This window comes from Streptomyces sp. NPDC050636, assembly GCF_040654775.1.
In the GTDB taxonomy this organism is placed as follows: Bacteria; Actinomycetota; Actinomycetes; order Streptomycetales; family Streptomycetaceae; genus Streptomyces.
In genome coordinates this window covers 1-16,302 of record NZ_JBFAIP010000126.1, presented here as the reverse complement: position 1 = coordinate 16,302, position 16,302 = coordinate 1, and the positions used below count along the sequence as shown (strand labels likewise).

Here is a 16,302-nt window from a genome sequence, read left to right as displayed (position 1 = left end):
CGTGGGGGCAGTTTGCGTCTCCGTATGAGGAGTCGGCGCCGGTGCCGGGTCCGACGCAGCCGTGGACGCAGTACCACCTCAGCTCCTGACACACATGCCCAGCTCCTGACACATGATCAGTTGCTGCGCGCCGCCTCGGCAGTCCGCACCGGGTCTGCCGGTACGGCCTGCCATCGTGTGCCTGTGCCTGTGCCTGTGCCTGTGTCGGGGAGGCGCGGCGGACGGTCGTAGCCGTGGCGCGCCCGGCCTTGGTCCGCCCCAACGGGTCACTCGCCGCGTGCGACCCGCTCAGCTCACACGGCCACGGCCTGTTGGCGCGTAGCACACAGCAGCGCGCAGCCGCTGAAGAGTCGCGCGCATGCTCCCGCGGTTGTGTTCGGCACGCTGGACGGCTGGGGTCCCGGTGAAGACCAGCCCCAGCGTCTCGGCGCCCCAGCGACGCCAGCCGTGGCGGCGATGGTCGATCCAGTATTCGGTGACCAGCGTTCCCTCGCCCGCCGGTGTCAGACGGTAGCCCCAACGCGCCACGGGCATACCGAACGTGGTGACATCGAAGGCGAATTCCCGGCCGGGGTCGGCGGTGACGATCCGGCAGGTGGTGAACCAGAACCACAAGGCCTTCCGGTTGAAGCCCACAAAGCGGCTTCCGCGTGACCACACCCAGAAGACCTCCGGACTCCACTCCCTCATCCGTCGGATATCCGCGATGGCCGCATAGACGGCATCCGGTGGGAGGGGAAGTTCCAGGGATTCCTCAACACTCCACACTCGGACGGTCGCTGGCCGATTTCCAGATGCTCGACTGGTCATCGGCCGGCCTCCAGAGTCGGAACGCGGTCCGTACCGGCCGTGACGACGGCAGCGGCATCGAGAACGGTGCGGGCGACAGCCCCCGTATCGGAAAGGCTGGTGACGTGCCCGTATCCCGGCCGGACGGAGAGGCGGCCGGCACGGCAGGCGCGGAGGAATGCGCGTTCGTCGCGGCGGAAGCGGTCGCGTGCGCCGTTCACCAGCCAGACCGGGCCCGGATACGCCGAGAGCGAGGCCAGCGGCTTCATGTCGGTGACGGCCTTGACCACGCTCGGCGTGATCTCGCTGCTGAGGCCCCCCGAGACCATGGCCTCGGCCAGCGGGTGGGGAAGCGTGCAACGGAATGCGAAAGCGCTGAGGCGATTGGCCGCCTCGGGATACGCGGCCGCTGCCCGCCCCGCGCCACGGTAGGCGGCGCTGAACAACCCGCGCGGCAGTGCCGTACAGCCCATCGCCACCAGGCCGAGAACCCGGTCCGGATGGCGCGCGGCGGTGGCTATCGCGACGTAGCCGCCCAGGGACAGTCCCACGACCAGCGCCCGGCCGCCGAGGGTGTCCATGGCTTCGGAGACCGCATCCACGGCGCTGGGAATGGTGAACGGCTCGCCGCGTCGGGCGCCATGGCCCGGGAGGTCGGGCGCCGCCATGGGGTGACTGCCCCCGATGTGCTGGATCACGGGATGCCACATCGTGCCGCTCACACGTGTGCCGTGGACGAAGACGATGGGCAGCCCGGCTTCAGTGGTCTCGATGGTGTCCATGCTCGGCACGCTACACCCAAATGCAACGCAACGTTGCGTTGTTTTTCGGTGTTAGTCTTCACCTCATGAGCGAGGAACGGCACGGAGTGCGGCACGGCGTACGGTCCAGCGGCGGCCCGCGGAAATCACAGGAGATCTTCGACGCCACGCTGGAGCTGCTTGCGGAGAAGGGCTACGAGGGGCTGACCGTCGAGGGTGTCGCGCAGCGATCCGGGGTCAACAAGACCACGATCTACCGCTGGTGGCCGTCCAAGGGAGCTCTCCTGGGCGCCGCGCTCACCGGCGCCCGCCAGCTCGACCTCCAACCACCCGACACCGGCAGCCTCCAGGGCGACTTGGAAGCCCTGCTGCATGCAGTAGTGGCCCTCCTCACCGCCCCGCCGTCCTCCGGCATTGCCGTCTCGGCGCTGGGGGCAGCCACCCACAGCCCTGAACTTGCCGTGCATGTACGTGAGTTCTTCGCCGACCGCCTCGCCCGCGAGCTACCCGTCTTCGACCGCGCCATCGCCCGTGGCGAACTCGAAGCGGATGCCGACCCGATGCTCTTGGTCGACCTGCTGGCCGGAGCCGCCTGGCTTCGCGTCGTACTCCGCCAACTCCCCATCGAGAAGGACTTCGTGTCCCGCGCCGTAAGCACGGTCTTGCACGGGGCCGGGGCGGCCGGGTGACGACGATGGCCGGGTGACCACACCGCCGTACTCCGTGAAGCCGGGCTCATCTCCTCGTACCGCACGGGCGGCAGCGTCCGTCATGCGCTGCGGTCGTTGGGGGAGGCGTTGCTGCGGGGGGGGGGCGATGGCAACTTGACTGAATGGGGTATGACTTGCTGTCGGATCGTGAGATATCCGCGATTGCGGGAGGCGGCAGGTGTCACGCCGATGAACGCTGTGATGCGTGTTTTCGCGAGGCGGGGACGCGGTAATGCGCCCCCGCCTTCCGTCCCGCAGGTGGGATTCGACCTGGCGACTCGACCTTCAGGGATGGGCCGGTCGTGGTCCTCGCTTTAGCGGTCGTGGTCCTCGATTTAGCACTGAGGCCGCTTACCGTGATTGGCTCCCTTACGACGAGCCTTCTTCTTGCGGCGCCGCTTCGATGACATGTCGTCTCCTCTCGCAGTGGTGATTTCGCCGAATTTCTACCATTTCACATCGGTGTCCCGGCGGCGATCACGAAACGGAGTGCCACCCCTGAACGGAGTGCCCGCTCCGGTGATCGTCCTGGCCGTGTGGGCTCACAGGGAAGATGCCGCGTGGCCTCGCAGGGAAGATGATGCGCTGACCGTCGGATGGTTGTGCAATGGCCCTATGGACACCGTTTCCGGCGCGCATGGCACCGGGGCGCAGCGCTGGTCCGCGCGTCTGGCGTTCGTGGCCGTGGCCGCGGCCGCAGTGGTACTGCTGCTGTTCGCGGGGCTGAAGAGTGTCGCCCTGGTGGCGTTCGGGATAGGCGGGCTGGTGGTCTGTGCGGCCTGTATGTGGTGGGGGCTGACCCGCCGTGGCTTCGGCAGGGTGCTGGCGATCGTCGTGGCGGTGATCGCACCGGTCGCCGTGCTGGTGCTCTATGCGCTGGCCGGACTGCTGTGGGTCGCCATCGTCACTGTTCTGCTGTGGGCGGTCGCGGTCTCCGCGGGCGGGGCCGCGCTCGGTGTGGACATCCAGCCCGCGCGTACTCCGGAATTTCGGATCGCTGCCCCGAGACGCCCCTTCCTGATCATGAATCCCCGGTCGGGCGGCGGAAAAGTGGGGAGGTTCGGCCTCAAAGAAAAGGCGGAGGCGCTCGGCTCCGATGTCCTGCTGCTGGATGCCGCCCATCCGCAGGACGTCGTCCAGCTTGCCCGCCGGGCCGTCGCCGACGGTGCCGACCTGCTCGGCGTCGCGGGCGGTGACGGCACCCAGGCCCTGGTCGCCGGCGTGGCCGCGGAACACGACATTCCGTACATGGTGATCTCGGCCGGCACCCGCAACCACTTCGCCCTGGATCTGGGCCTGGACCGGGACGACCCGGCGACGTGCCTGGACGCACTCTCCGACGGTGTCGAACTCCGCATCGACCTGGGCTTCATCGGCGATCGTGCCTTCGTCAACAACGCCTCTTTCGGCGCCTACGCGGCCGTGGTGCAGAGCCCTGCCTATCGCGACGACAAGGTCCACACCACCCTTCAGCTGCTGCCGGACCTGCTGACCCACCAGAGCGGCCCCCGCTTGACCGTGCGTGCCGAGGGCGTCGTCATCGACGGGCCGCAGGCGGTACTGGTGAGCAACAATCCGTACCGGATGGGCGACCGGGCCGGAACGGGGCGCCGCGAACGGCTCGACTCCGGCGTTCTGGGGGTTCTCGGCATCAAGGTCGACAGCGCGGCTCAGGCGGCGGGTATGCTCCGTGGCCATCAGGCCCCCGGGCTCACCGCGCTGACCACACGCGAGCTGGTGGTCGACGCGGACGAGCCCGAGGTCCCGGTCGGGTTGGACGGCGAGGCGGTCACCCTGCCGACGCCCGTGCGCTGCCGCATCGAGCCGGGGGCCTTGCGCGTACGGGTGCCGAGACGCCGACCTGGTGTGCCGAGGACGAAGCCGCCCGTTGACTGGCGGCGGTTGCTCAAGCTCGCGGCACCTGGTCACGGCACTGTGAGGCGGTCGGCAGACACGGATCGGTGAGGTTCCGGGTGAGTCGGTGAAGCTCTGGGTGAATCGGTGAGGTTCTGGCTGAGCGGAGTGCGCGGGTAGCCGCGCACCATGCCGATGACATGCAGGTCGGCGTTGTCGCCGCGGCAGTCCCAGTGGTGACGACAGCGCGTCTGACGGCGTGTGACATGCTGCCGACGGCGAAATGAACGCGTTGCGCTGAGCGCCTGCGTCACATGGTGGGCGTGTCCGGTGCCTGCGGTACGGAGGCTGGGCTCCGCCACCGCTTCACCGATCGGCCCGCCCCCGGCCCGGCCGACGTCATCGAATTCCTGAACGCCGACCTTGCCCCGTCACACCCGGGACTTCCGCGACGATGTCGCCATCCTCGCCATCCTCGCTATTGCGCCACACGGGGATACGTAGGGCGGGACGCGCGCGACGGAGCACCGGCCGCCCCGCGGCGCTGTGCTGCCCTTCGCGCCTTCCCAGGGGCAGGATGCATGGACTGGAGCCGCGGTTTGTCCGCGTGCCGGCCGGCCTTGGCAACGGACACCCGAGCGGCTGGTCAGTCGGCCAATTCCCGCCGGGGAGCCCGCCTCAGCCAGTACCGTGACGGAGAACGCCTTGACGATCAGGATCTCCAGCGGGACACGACTTCGAGCGTCTGGCCACCGACGATCCGCAGAGGTACGAACCCGAGCTTGCCCTGGCCCTCAACGATCTTTCCGTACGGCATGGCGCGCTGGGGAATTGGCGACAAGGGCGTGCGGCGAGCGAGCGGGCCGTTACGGTCTACCGGCGACTGGCCGCCGCGCAGCCCGACGCCTACAGTGCGGAGCTCGCCAACAGCCTGAACAGCCTTTCCATCGACTGTCAGGAGTCGGGCCTGTGTACCGAAGCGGTGACCGCGGGCGAAGAGGCGCTCACCATCTACCGCCGCCTCGCCGAGGGCGATCCCGATATTCACGAACCCGACGTCGCCAAAAGCCTCAATAGCCTGTCGATCGCCTATGACACGGACGGGAGCCTGGAGTGCGCCGTGGCGGCGAGTATCGAGGCGGTCGGTGTTTTCCGTGGTCTGTCCGCGCAGGATCCGGAAACGTACGAGCCCGACCTGGCGAGGTGCCTCAACGCCCTGTCGGCTTCGGCGGCGGAGTACGGGGATTGCGACCGTGCGGTGAATGCGAGCATCGAAGCGGTCGATCTGTATCGCAGCCTGGCCGAAAAGGAACCGGACACTCATCAGCCCGACCTCGCGGCATCCCTCAATACGCTTTCCGTTGCCTACGAGACGCTTTCCGTTGCCGATGAGGACAGCGGCGAGCGGATCGGCGAAGCGCTGGAGGCGAGCGGGGAGGCCATTGACCTGTATCGCAAACTCGTCGCAGCCAATCCGAAGGCGCACACAGGCAATCTCGCCCTGTCCCTTGGCCAACTCGCGCGTGTCCACGAGGATCAGGGCGACCTGACGGCAGCGCGGGCTGCGGGAGTGGAGACGGTCGCCCTGTTCCGGCAGCTGAGCGGAGCGGACGATGACGGGGAGAGCGCGCTGGCTGCCGCGGAGGAATCCGTCCTCATCTTCCGTCGCCTCGATGAGGCCGCCCCTGGCGCCTACGCCGCCGACGTCGTCGAATCCCTCCAGACCGCGGCAGGGGCACACAGCATGGTGGGCTGCCATTCCTCCGCTGTGGACCTGGCAGAAGAATCCGTCACGGTATTCCGGCGCCTCGCCGAAGAGGATGCGGATACGTACGGACCCGAGCTCGCCTTCGCCTTGAACTACTTGGCAACCCGGTACGCCGAGGCAGAAAGGTGGGACGAGGCATACGCGCCGATCAAGGAATCGGTCGAGCTCTTCCACGGCATCGCGGAAGCCGTTCCGGGTGCCCATCCGGAACGTATGGCAGAAGCCCTGACCAACATGGCGGACATCGCCGGAAAGACGGGACGGGACCCTCGCCGAGGCGACTGACTTCGACGGAGCGTCCCCGTTCCGCTGCGCACGGTCATGGCAGCCAGGGCTGATTCTGCTCGATTGAGCAGAGTGTGCTCATTTTCGAAAAAGTTTGCCCGGCGGGCCCTCAAGCTGTTGACATCACCTCGCGCGGATCTTTAATGGAAGAACAAATGCACATATGAGTTGCATTTGCTCGCTTGAGCAAAGGTTGCGGCGTGGATGCTGCAACAGATCGGGGGGACCCCGCCTTGAGGCCGCGGCAGCCTCAAGGGCCGATCACGCACTTGCTTGAAGGGCCGAGAACATGACTGCTGTGGCGGAAATCGCCGTCCCCCCTGGTGTCGAAGTCGTCCCCCACGACTTCGAAGTCGTCCACCATGACATCGAAGTCGTCCCCGCTGATACCGAAGTCGCCTGCGCCTCGCTCGAATTGCAGGCGGTTCTGCCGGCCGCCCGGCAGGCGCGGACCTTCACCGAAGAGTCTCTGCGCCTCTGGGGCGAGGGCGAGGAGCTCATCGACGCCGCAGTGCTGATCGTCTGCGAGCTGGCCACGAATGCCATCCGCCACGGTGCTCAGCCGCTGCCGCCCGAGAGCGGGCGTGACCCGCGACCGGAGCCGGTGTTCGTTCTCCGGCTGGCGCTGCAACCCGACGGGCTCCACATCGAGGTGCGCGACGGATCCGCGATCCTGCCCGTCAGGCGAGCGGCCGGACGTGAAGACGACTGCGGGCGCGGGCTGCTGATCATCGCGACCCTCGCCGAGTCCTGGACCTGCGGCCTGAATCCCGACGGCGGCAAATGGGTCCGCGCCTCACTTTCGCGCGTGCCCGATGCCCTCATGGACTGATGTGCCGGGTTTCCTGGCACGTCCGAAGAACGGGTGGTGAGACCCGGATGAGTACTCGTCAAAGGCAGAAGGCCGGACCCCGCGCGCACCACACGGGCCCGGAGGAACTGGTGCACACGGCCGCCATGGCCCGGAGGTTCTATCTGGAGGGGCAATCCAAGACCGAGATAGCGGAGGAATTCGGTATCAGCCGCTTCAAGGTGGCCCGGACGCTGGAGGCCGCCGTCCGCGACGGTTTGATCCGGCTGGAGATCCGCCTGCCCGCCGAACTCGACGCCGAACGCTCCGATGCCCTGCGCACCCGGTACGGCCTGCGCCACGCCCTCGTGTTCAACTCGCGGGCCGATGACCCAGGAGGCGCAGCGGTGGTCACCCATCGCCTCGGCGCGGTCACGGCGGATCTGCTCGCCGAGATCGTCACGGACGGCGATGTCCTCGGGCTCATCTGGGGTCCCGAGATCGAGGCACTGAGCCCCGAACTGACCAGCCTGGCCCGGTGCACCGTTGTGCAACTGTGCGGCGTGACCCCGCTGCGACCGGTGGACGCCAACGCGGTGGACGCCGTGCGACGGGCCGCCGCGGTCGCCCGAGGCGCCGCCTACCCCATCTACGCGCCCCATCTGCTGCCTGACGGGAAGACGGCCCGGATGCTTCGCGGGCAGCCGGGCATCGCCGAAGCGGTCAGCCGCTTCAGCCACATCACCAAGGCGGTCATCACCGTCGGGGGATGGAGCCCGGGGCTGTCCACGGTCTACGACGCGCTCAGCGAATCCGAGCGCGAGGACTACCGGCGCCAAGGCGCCTGCGCCGAGGTGTCCGGGCGGCTGCTGGATGCCGAGGGGCGGGTCGTCGCCCCGGAGTTGAGTGAACGGATCATCGCCATCAGCTTCGACGAACTGCGCCGCGTGCCCGATGTGATTCTCCTGGCCGACGGCGCCGAGCGGGCCATGGCGACCTCGGCGGCCCTGAAGACCGGGCTGTTCAACGGAATTGTCACGGACACGGCCGTGGCGGAGCACCTGCTCGCGTGACGTCGCCCAGGCTGTGCGTTACCAGGGATTCCGCCGAAACGCCTTCCGATTTTCCGCCCAGAAACGAGCATTCCCGTGAACGCGAGAAATGGCAGTACCAGACGCAGAAGGCCCGGTCGGCACACTGTCGTCCGCATCGCCCTGGTCACCTGTACCGCCTTGATGCTCGCCGCCGGCTGCGCCGGATGGGGCCAGGGCGGTGCCACCGGTGGGGATGGCAAGGCGGTGAACGTACTCATGGTGAACAACCCCCAGATGCTCGATCTGCAAAAGCTGACCCCAAGTCACTTCACCCGGCAGACCGGCATCAAGGTCAACTACACCGTGCTGCCGGAGAACGATGTACGCGACAAGATCAGTCAGGAGTTCTCCAGCCAGGCCGGGACCTACGACGTGGCATCGATCAGCAATTTCGAGGCGCCTATTTACGGTGGGTACGGCTGGCTGGCCCCGCTGAACGGCACCGTCGCCAAGGACCGTTCCTTCGCCCAGAGCGATATCCTCACCCCCATCCAGGAGGGGCTGACCGGGGACGACGGCAAGCTCTACGCCGAGCCCTTCTACGGCGAGTCCTCGTTCCTGATGTACCGCAAGGACATCTTCAAGGCCGAAGGGTTGAGCATGCCGCGGCATCCGACCTGGCGGCAGGTCGCCGCTCTGGCGGCCAAGACGGACGGCTCCAGGCCGGGCCTGAAGGGCATCTGCCTGCGTGGCATGCCCGGATGGGGCGAGGTGATCGCCCCGCTGACCACGGTGGTCAACACCTACGGTGGCACCTGGTTCACCAAGGACTGGAAGGCTCAGGTGAACGGCGCCGGCTTCACCCAGGCGACGAAGATGTACGTCGACCTGATCCGTAAGCACGGTGAGCCGGGTGCCGCACAGGCCGGGTTCGCCGAGTGCCTCAGCAGCTTCCAGCACGGCAAGACCGCCATGTGGTACGACGCCACCTCGGCCGCCGGACTCCTGGAGAGCAAGGAATCGCCCGTCGCCGGCAAGGTCGGCTATGCCATGGCTCCGGTGAACAAGACCAAGAACTCCGGGTGGCTCTACTCGTGGGCCTGGGGAATCCAGAACGCGAGCAGGCACCAGGACAACGCGGCGAAATTCATCGCATGGGCCTCCGGCAAGGAGTACGAAAAGCTCGTCGGGAACACACTCGGCTGGGCGAGGGTGCCGGCCGGCAAGCGCGCCTCGACGTACGCCGACCCCGAATACCAGAAGGCGGCGGCCTCCTTCTACCGGGCCACCAAGGAAGCCATCACCGGAGCCGACCCGAACAACCCCGGCCTGCAGCCACGCCCGACCGTCGGCATCCAGTTCGTGGACATCCCGGAATTCCCGGACCTGGCGACCAGAACCTCTCAGGAGATCGCCTCGGCTATTGCGGGCCGTATCTCGGTGACCACGGCCCTGGACAAGTCCCAGGAGCTGGCACAGCACGTCGCCGCGAAATACCGGAAGCACTGACCGGAAGCACTGACCGGGAGCGCCTGCTGGAAGCACTGACCGGAACCACTGACCGGAAGCTCTGATTCGTATCCCGGAATCGCTGACCCGCAGCATTGCCCGGAAACATGAAATGAGTACCACCCACATGCACAAGGCAAGACCCCTCGCCGGTGCCACTCCCGCACCGGCCCGGCCCCGACGGCCGCTTCATGCCTGGGCCAGACGCGCCCCACTGCTGCCGGCCTTGCTCTTCATGGTGATCGTCACTCAGCTGCCGTTCGCCGCAACTGTGGTGATCTCCTTCATGAACTGGAACGCCCTGCGGCCCGGCGAGCAAGGATTCACCGGGTTCGCCAATTACGTGCAGGTGTTCAGCGAGCCGGTTCTGCGTTCCTCCGTGCTCACCACCGTCCGGCTCACCGTGGGTGTGGTGCTGCTCAGTCTCGTTCTCGGCCTGGGGGCGGCTCTCCTCCTCGACCGGAGGTTCCGCGGCCGCGGGGCGGTGCGCACCATGCTCATCGCACCGTTCCTGGTCGTCCCCGTCGCCGCGGCACTGCTGTGGAAGCACGCGCTCTACAACCCCGAATACGGGCTGCTCAACGGCGTACTGACCTGGATCTGGTCGCTGTTCGGCGGGCACGAGCCGCCGCAGCCGGACTGGATCACCCAGGCGCCGCTGATGTCCATCGTGGTCTCCCTGATCTGGCAGTGGACACCGTTCATGACGCTGATCCTGCTCGCCGGTCTGCAGAGCCGTTCCCTGGAAGCGATCGAGGCCGCCCGGGTGGACGGAGCGGGCGCCTGGCAGACCTTCCGCTACCTGACCCTGCCTCACCTGCGCAGATACCTCGAACTGGCCGCGCTGCTCGGATCCATCTACATCGTGCAGAACTTCGACGCGGTCTTCACCATCACGTCCGGCGGACTGGGCACCGCGAACCTGCCGTACACCATCTACCAGAGCTTCTACCAAGCACATGACTACGGTCAGGCGTCCGCGGCCGGTGTCATCGTCGTCCTCGGCACCATCGTCATCGCCATCCTTGCACTGCGCCTGGTCTCCACCCTCCTGCGTCAGGAGCAGTCATGAGCACCGGCACGACCACCGGACGATCGCGAGGGCGGCTCAGACGGCCCTTCCACCAACGGCTCACCCGTCACACAGGCACGATGTGGGGACTGGCCGCCTGGGCCACCGGGTTGCTCTTCTTCCTGCCCGTGGCATGGATGGTCCTGACTTCCTTCCACAGCGAGGCCGACGCCGCGACCAATCCCCCCTCGATCACTGCCCCCCTGACCCTTGAGGGCTATCGCGAGTTCTTCGGCACCTCCACCGGGACCAGCCCCTGGCCCGCGCTGGCCAACTCCGCCACCGCCGCCATCGCATCGACCTTGTTCGTGCTCATGCTGGCGATCCCGGCGGCGTACGCCCTGTCGATCAAACCGGTGCGCAAGTGGTCGGATGCGATGTTCTTCTTTCTGTCCACCAAAATGCTCCCGGCGGTCGCGGGCCTGCTGCCGATCTACCTCGTCGCCAAAAACACCGGACTGCTGGACAACATCTGGCTGATGGCCGTCCTCTACACCGCGATGAACCTGCCGATCGCGGTATGGATGATGCGCTCGTTCCTCGCCGAGATCCCGGTCGAGATCCTTGAGGCAGCCGCCATCGACGGCGCCGGCCTGCTCACCGTCCTCCGCCGGATCGTCACCCCGATCGCAGCCCCCGGAATCGCAGCAACCTCCCTCATCTGCTTCATCTTCAGCTGGAACGAGATGCTGTTCGCCCGTGTCCTCACCGGTGTCCGCTCCATCACCGCGCCGGTTTTCCTGACCGGATTCGTCACCAGTCAGGGCCTTTTCCTGGCCAAGGTCTGCGCTGCGGCAGTCGTCGTTTCCCTCCCCGTACTCATCGCCGGATTCGCTGCTCAGGACAAGCTGGTCCAGGGCCTGTCGATGGGAGCGGTCAAATGACGGCCGTCGTCGGCAGATACGCCGAGCTCAGGCCGTCCCGACGACGACAGCCGCGAGAGCCAGTAGCGCGAGCCCGGCAAAGAGGCAGTCAACCGCTGCCCGGATAAGTCGAAACTTCCGAGCGGCGAGAGTGGCCATGAACCTCAGATGGTCCAGTTGGTAGCCGGACGCCAGCTGTTCGCGCAATTGCTCGGTGCTCAAATGGGGCCAGCTCGTCCAGCCGGTGCCGCCGAGGTCCGGGCGGACCGCAAGCAGAAGAACCAGGGCGGCGGCCAGCAGCGCAGCGGCACCGAGGGACCCGACCACGGCGGCAAACACGGTCAGATGGAGGCTTGCGCCTGCCGAAATCACTGCCACAAGTGCGGCCGCTGCCAAGGCCAGCAGCAGGCTCGCCTTGTTCTCGGAGCGGGCCAAGTCACCCTGAAGGGCAACTACGGTCGCGGCGATGCGGTCTTGGGCCCTGTCCTGCTGCGGATCGGGTGTGGTGGTTGCCATCGGTGTGTCTTCTCCCGCTTCGTCGGCCGGATTCAACGTGTCCAGGGGCCGTATCGGCAGCCCAGCGGACTCCGGAGAGTCCCTTGAGGTCTAGGACGTTGTGGCCGTCCGCGCAGTTTCCGTGCGGTTCTTCTGCACGAGGCGGGACACCGGGTGTGGCGGGGAGTGGAGTGAGCTGCCCGTCGGCACCGTTGGTGCCGCACAGGTTGATGTCGACGTTGATGCTGAAGTCAGGACAGGTTGTTGATGTGGCTGCGGACCTTGTTCACGACGTCGGCCGGGAGTGTCGCGTAACCCTGGAAGCTGAGGTCTTCCTGACCTTTCTTGCTGGCCATGTATGTGAGGAACGCTTTGGTGGCGGGCCAGGTCGCGGGTTTGTTGCCCTTGTCGCAGACGATTTCGTAGGTGACGGCGTTGATGGGGTATGAGCTGGGGGCTTTGGTGGCGTAGTTGAGTTTGAGGACGAGGTCGTTTCCGGTGCCGGTGACTTTGGATTCCGAGATCGCCTTGGAGGACGTAAGGACATTGGCGTCGACGGGGGAGGAGGCACCCGTGGCAATCGCGACCGTGGGAATCCTGCGGGCGATCGCATATGAAAGTTCGACGTAGCCGATTGAGCCCTTGGTCTGTTTCACCTGGTCGGCGAGGCCGGCGGACTTCTTGGCGGACGGACTGCCTTTGGCCTTCCACTCCTTGCTGTGCGAGTACGGCCAGGCGCTCGGTGCGGCGTCGCTCAGGTAGGACGTGAAGTTGTCCGTGGTGCCGGAGGAGTCGGAGCGGTGGGTCGCCTGAATGGGTGTCGCGGGCAGTTTGGTGCCGGGGTTGAGTTTCGCGATCGCCGGGTCGTTCCACTTGGTGATCTGCGAGTTGAAGATGTGGGCGAGGGTGGGTGCGTCCAGGATCAGTCTGCTGACACCCGGCAGGTTGTAGGCGACCGAGATGGGGCCGCCGACCATCGGCAGGTGGACGGCGTGGCCGCCGTCGGTGCAGACGCTCTTGGACTGGGTGATCTGGTCGGCGCTCAGCGGGGAGTCGGAGCCCGCGAAGGCGGTTTTGCCCTGGAGGAATTCGGTCTGGCCGGTGCCGGAACCGGTGCCCTCGTAATTGATCCGGGTACCGGGACAGGCCCGCACATAGCTCTTGATCCAGGACTGCATCGCGTATTCCTGGGCGGTCGAGCCGGAAGCCTGCACGGTGGCCGACTTGCCGCACGCGATGCCGCCGGCCCCAGCGGTGGCGGTGGCGGTGGTTTTGGACGGTCCGCCGGAGGGGCTGGAGTCGTTGTCCGAGCCGCAGGCCGTCAGGACCAGGGCGCCGGAAACAACCGCCGAGCCGGCCGCCAGGGTCCGCAGCCCGCTCTTGCGCTGACGCTTCACTCTCCCGTGCTCCTTCCTGCGGACGGCCGGGGCCGGCGCAGCAGAGGGTTGGCTGTGGTGCCGCGTAATCGCTGCGGCGTAGGTGTGTGGCGGAGCGCGCCCAGGCGCACAATGCTCGCCGTGGAACGGGCAGCGGCAGCGGCCCGTGCATCGATCGAAAATCACTATAAGCAATCTATTGAATACCTCTGGTAATGGAAGCTTCGGTCTCGGGCAGTTGCGCTACCGGGTTCATAGATCGCCCAAATGGCCGCAGGGTTCCTGCTTCGTGCGTGCCGACGGGGGCGGTATCGAGGCATGGGCGCGCATTGCGGGCTTGTGGCGTACTCGGCAGCGCCAGTGGGGATTGCCCTGGTCTCAGGGCTGGAGCGGGCGTAGGAAGCGGCGTTCGTAGCGTTTGATGCAGCGGGTCTTGCGGGCGAGTTCGTATGCCGCTCGGCATTCGGGGTCTGTAGTGCTGTCGAGACGGTACTGCTCGTATGCGGCGAGGGTCGGGAAGGAGAACAGGGCGTAGGCGATGTCGCTGTCGCCCTCGCTCGGTAGGAAGAAGCCGTGGTGGGTGCCGCCGAAGCGGTCGACCAGATGAATCCAGCGGCGTCCGTACTCCTCGAATTCCTCAAGGCGTTCGGTGTCGATCTCGTATTTCAGATGGATGGTGACCATGCGGCCTCCTCGTTTCCTGTGCCGTCTGTGCGTGTCACACGGCGAGTCCGTACGTGGCTTCCCCGGAAGCCGGTCCGAAACCCGTGGTGTTCCACAGGTGCGGATGCGTTGGTGCAGTCACACCAGGATTTCGTATGGCGAGTTGGGTAGTGAGAAGGAGACCGCCAGCACGTCGCGGTGGCCCTCACCTGCCCGTGGTGCGCTGATCGGCGTCGTGTAGTGCTTCATCCGCCGGTCCTCGAATATCAGGGTGTCCAGGGGCTTGCGGAAGGTCGTTTTGGCGAGCAGCTCCTCCTCGTCCCACGTGCGGAGGGAACTCTCCCCACCGGCGACGTTGACGCGAGCGATGAGGTGCAGGGCGGCGAAGGGGTACCCGTCGGAGTGAATGCCCTCGGGGACGACGTCATAGATCTGGCCCGGATGGATCGTGATGCGGATCTGGTGGATCTGGCAGCGCCATATGCGGGACCGGTGTTCGGGCCCGATCGGAAGGCTGTCGAAGTCGTACCGGACCAGGGCGCGGAAGAGCGCGTTGGTGTAGGTCTGCGGCTCGACGTCGCCGAAGTGCCGTTCCATGCCGCCGACGAAGGCGTTCATCTCCATGCTCTGGAGGTAGGCGACGTGGGTGCGCGGTGCCAGTTCGCCGCTGTCCGGGGTGTAGTCGAAGTCGCTGTAGCGGCGTGTGCGCGTGGCCCGTTGTCCGCCGCCGAAATGCGGATCCGGGTCGAGTCGCTCCCACGCCGCGGCCAGCGGGGCGAACGTCGCCGACAGCCCGGGGCTGAGCCGCCATTCGTCGGCCGCGATCGCGGCGTGGCGTTGAAGCCGTAACTCCTGGCGATGGTCGACGCCGAGGTCCGCAATCGACGCCGGAGTGTCTCCCTTGTCCATGCCGGCCCTTCTGCCGAAGTCATGTCAGGGGCACGTCAGTCTCTGATGTGCGCCCCACTCATCCGGACGGAACGTAGTGAGTGGTGGGGCTGTTGGGGAAGGGCGGCATTCCGGCCACGCGGAGGTCGATGCGGTTTTGCCGCTGGTCGTACTCGACTCGCCCTACCGCGAGATGGTCACCAGCGTGCCGTACCAACTGGACATCGCCCGTGGCCAGGACGGGGTTGCTGCCGCTTCAGTGGCGACCGAGCGTCGTAGCTCGTAGCTCGTGAGTCGTGTGCGGAGCCGGGTTCAACCTGCGGCTTGAGGGTTGTCCGCCCACCGGCCTTGACCTGTCGGCCGCAGGCGGCACAAAGTCTCCGGGCTCGGTTCAATGGAACGTTTGAAGGTATGAATGCTGGCAAAAACAAACTGCCCGGCGTGAGGCCTGCCGTCGTGTCCCGTGGCCCGCGGATGTGTGACAACGCCCCGCCCCGCTGGCGGGAGCTGTTGGGCCCGGAGCATCTCGGCGCCGCGATCGTGTTGGCCGGCGGGGTGCTCGTCGGCGCGGTCAACATCTATCTGGCATCGAGCATGTTGCCGACCGCGGTGGCCGACATCGGCGGCGAGAATTTCTACGCGTGGAACATGACGATCTACCTCGTCGCCATGGTGGTCGCGACGATGCTCGTCAGCCGGTTCCTCGCCCGGTGGGGGAACATCGGTGCCTATCTCTTCGGGTTCGCCGTCTTCATGGTGGGTTCACTGGCCTGTGCGGCGAGCCCGACGATGCCGGTGTTGCTGGTCGGCCGCGGTCTCCAGGGACTCGGTGCCGGGTTGTTGTCCGGACTGGGGTTCGCCGTCATCCGGTCCGCCCTGCCCCGCCGGCTCTGGACCCGCGGCAATGCGTTGATGTCGGCGATGTACGGCGTCGGGAACTTCGTCGGTCCGGCGCTCGGCGGCCTGTTCTCCCAATTCGGATCGTGGCGCCCGGCGTTCGTGCTGATGGCTGGGATCGCGGCGGTGTGCGGTGCGGCCGTACCCCGTGTGCTGCCCCGAAGCGAGCGGAGCGACGCGCAGGCTCCGATCCCGGTCGTGTCGCTGGTGCTGGTCATGGCCGCCACCGCGGCCGTCAGCGTGGCGGGAGTCCTGCACGACACGCCGGCGATGGCAGCCGGCATTGTGGTGGCGCTGATGTTGGGCATCGGATTCGTCGCCTACGAGCGGCGTAGCGAGCGGCGGGTCTTCCCCCGCACGACGTACCGGGCGGGTTCATCGCTGAAGTGGGTCTACATGACCCTGGGGCTCCTGGCCTTCGGCGTCGCTGTCGAGTCGTTCGTGCCACCAGGATCTAGGTGTATTGATCACGAGCGTTGTTGACACTTGCCGGGCTTGATCATGGCGAAGACCTCCGGTGTGGTGGAGCTGTCTAGGACTGCACCGCA

At 66.8% G+C, this 16,302-nt stretch carries 16 protein-coding genes and 1 pseudogene; 11 read left to right on the top strand and 6 right to left on the bottom strand.

The window, feature by feature from the left end; translation table 11 throughout:
* Positions 1-288: 288 nt before the first annotated feature.
* Positions 289-810 carry an SRPBCC family protein gene (locus tag AB0I10_RS36985; RefSeq protein WP_363157137.1) on the bottom strand — a complete coding sequence of 174 codons (522 nt, stop codon included), beginning with the start codon at positions 808-810 and terminating at the stop codon, positions 289-291.
* Positions 807-1,571, bottom strand: coding sequence for an alpha/beta hydrolase (locus AB0I10_RS36980; protein WP_363157136.1), 765 nt, complete (start codon positions 1,569-1,571; stop codon positions 807-809). The genes AB0I10_RS36985 and AB0I10_RS36980 overlap by 4 nt, the downstream gene beginning before the upstream one ends.
* A 65-nt stretch (positions 1,572-1,636) precedes the next feature.
* Here AB0I10_RS36980 and AB0I10_RS36975 point away from each other — a divergent pair, with 65 nt between their 5' ends.
* The 9 genes and pseudogenes from AB0I10_RS36975 (at position 1,637) to AB0I10_RS36935 (ending at position 11,456) form a co-directional block, all read left to right on the top strand.
* Positions 1,637-2,239, top strand: coding sequence for a TetR/AcrR family transcriptional regulator (locus AB0I10_RS36975; RefSeq protein ID WP_363157135.1), 603 nt, complete (start codon positions 1,637-1,639; stop codon positions 2,237-2,239).
* A 27-nt stretch (positions 2,240-2,266) separates the two neighbouring features.
* A pseudogene (locus AB0I10_RS36970) lies at positions 2,267-2,362 on the top strand (transcriptional regulator); the annotation flags it as partial.
* A gap of 513 nt (positions 2,363-2,875) precedes the next feature.
* On the top strand, positions 2,876-4,225 hold the full coding sequence (locus tag AB0I10_RS36965; RefSeq protein WP_363157134.1) for a diacylglycerol kinase family protein: 1,350 nt from the start codon (positions 2,876-2,878) through the stop codon (positions 4,223-4,225).
* Between the two features lie 634 nt (positions 4,226-4,859).
* Positions 4,860-6,167 carry a tetratricopeptide repeat protein gene (locus AB0I10_RS36960; protein ID WP_363157140.1) on the top strand — a complete coding sequence of 436 codons (1,308 nt, stop codon included), beginning with the start codon at positions 4,860-4,862 and terminating at the stop codon, positions 6,165-6,167.
* A 298-nt stretch (positions 6,168-6,465) separates the two neighbouring features.
* A complete protein-coding gene (locus AB0I10_RS36955; protein ID WP_363157133.1) occupies positions 6,466-6,999 on the top strand; it encodes an ATP-binding protein in 534 nt (177 codons plus the stop codon).
* Positions 7,000-7,046: 47 nt separating this feature from the next.
* Entirely contained in the window at positions 7,047-8,030 is a 984-nt protein-coding gene (locus AB0I10_RS36950; protein WP_363157132.1) for a sugar-binding domain-containing protein, read from the top strand.
* Between the two features lie 162 nt (positions 8,031-8,192).
* Complete coding sequence (locus AB0I10_RS36945; RefSeq protein WP_363157139.1) at positions 8,193-9,500, top strand: sugar ABC transporter substrate-binding protein; 1,308 nt, start codon at positions 8,193-8,195, stop codon at positions 9,498-9,500.
* Between the two features lie 127 nt (positions 9,501-9,627).
* The gene (locus AB0I10_RS36940; RefSeq protein ID WP_363157131.1) at positions 9,628-10,572 is read left to right on the top strand and encodes a sugar ABC transporter permease; all 945 of its coding nucleotides are present in this window, start codon (positions 9,628-9,630) and stop codon (positions 10,570-10,572) included.
* Positions 10,573-10,652: 80 nt separating this feature from the next.
* The gene (locus AB0I10_RS36935; protein ID WP_363157138.1) at positions 10,653-11,456 is read left to right on the top strand and encodes a carbohydrate ABC transporter permease; all 804 of its coding nucleotides are present in this window, start codon (positions 10,653-10,655) and stop codon (positions 11,454-11,456) included.
* A gap of 27 nt (positions 11,457-11,483) precedes the next feature.
* Here AB0I10_RS36935 and AB0I10_RS36930 read toward each other — a convergent pair whose 3' ends face one another.
* The 4 genes from AB0I10_RS36930 to AB0I10_RS36915 form a co-directional block, all read right to left on the bottom strand.
* Positions 11,484-11,951, bottom strand: a complete 468-nt coding sequence (locus AB0I10_RS36930) for a Pycsar system effector family protein (protein WP_363157129.1) — start codon at positions 11,949-11,951, stop codon at positions 11,484-11,486.
* A 230-nt stretch (positions 11,952-12,181) separates the two neighbouring features.
* Positions 12,182-13,327: a phosphate ABC transporter substrate-binding protein PstS gene (gene pstS / locus AB0I10_RS36925; protein WP_363157128.1), complete on the bottom strand. Its 1,146-nt coding sequence runs from the start codon at positions 13,325-13,327 to the stop codon at positions 12,182-12,184.
* Positions 13,328-13,684: 357 nt separating this feature from the next.
* Positions 13,685-13,990 (bottom strand): NIPSNAP family protein, encoded by a 306-nt coding sequence (locus AB0I10_RS36920; protein WP_363157127.1) that lies wholly within the window; start codon positions 13,988-13,990, stop codon positions 13,685-13,687.
* Positions 13,991-14,107: 117 nt separating this feature from the next.
* The gene (locus AB0I10_RS36915; RefSeq protein ID WP_363157126.1) at positions 14,108-14,878 is read right to left on the bottom strand and encodes a 2OG-Fe dioxygenase family protein; all 771 of its coding nucleotides are present in this window, start codon (positions 14,876-14,878) and stop codon (positions 14,108-14,110) included.
* Positions 14,879-15,014: 136 nt separating this feature from the next.
* On the opposite strand from AB0I10_RS36915, the gene AB0I10_RS36910 reads away from it, so the two are divergent.
* Positions 15,015-15,143, top strand: a complete 129-nt coding sequence (locus AB0I10_RS36910) for a hypothetical protein (protein ID WP_363157125.1) — start codon at positions 15,015-15,017, stop codon at positions 15,141-15,143.
* A 224-nt stretch (positions 15,144-15,367) separates the two neighbouring features.
* On the top strand, positions 15,368-16,237 hold the full coding sequence (locus AB0I10_RS36905; RefSeq protein ID WP_363157124.1) for an MFS transporter: 870 nt from the start codon (positions 15,368-15,370) through the stop codon (positions 16,235-16,237).
* The last annotated feature ends 65 nt before the right edge of the window (positions 16,238-16,302 follow it).

Coding starts and splice junctions, on each gene's coding strand:
- AB0I10_RS36985 (WP_363157137.1), bottom strand. CDS start 810: ATGACCAGTCGAGCATCTGGAAATCGGCCAGCGACCGTCCGAGTGTGG.
- AB0I10_RS36980 (WP_363157136.1), bottom strand. CDS start 1,571: ATGGACACCATCGAGACCACTGAAGCCGGGCTGCCCATCGTCTTCGTC.
- AB0I10_RS36975 (WP_363157135.1), top strand. CDS start 1,637: ATGAGCGAGGAACGGCACGGAGTGCGGCACGGCGTACGGTCCAGCGGC.
- AB0I10_RS36965 (WP_363157134.1), top strand. CDS start 2,876: ATGGACACCGTTTCCGGCGCGCATGGCACCGGGGCGCAGCGCTGGTCC.
- AB0I10_RS36950 (WP_363157132.1), top strand. CDS start 7,047: ATGAGTACTCGTCAAAGGCAGAAGGCCGGACCCCGCGCGCACCACACG.
- AB0I10_RS36945 (WP_363157139.1), top strand. CDS start 8,193: ATGCTCGCCGCCGGCTGCGCCGGATGGGGCCAGGGCGGTGCCACCGGT.
- AB0I10_RS36940 (WP_363157131.1), top strand. CDS start 9,628: ATGCACAAGGCAAGACCCCTCGCCGGTGCCACTCCCGCACCGGCCCGG.
- AB0I10_RS36935 (WP_363157138.1), top strand. CDS start 10,653: ATGTGGGGACTGGCCGCCTGGGCCACCGGGTTGCTCTTCTTCCTGCCC.
- AB0I10_RS36930 (WP_363157129.1), bottom strand. CDS start 11,951: ATGGCAACCACCACACCCGATCCGCAGCAGGACAGGGCCCAAGACCGC.
- AB0I10_RS36920 (WP_363157127.1), bottom strand. CDS start 13,990: ATGGTCACCATCCATCTGAAATACGAGATCGACACCGAACGCCTTGAG.
- AB0I10_RS36915 (WP_363157126.1), bottom strand. CDS start 14,878: ATGGACAAGGGAGACACTCCGGCGTCGATTGCGGACCTCGGCGTCGAC.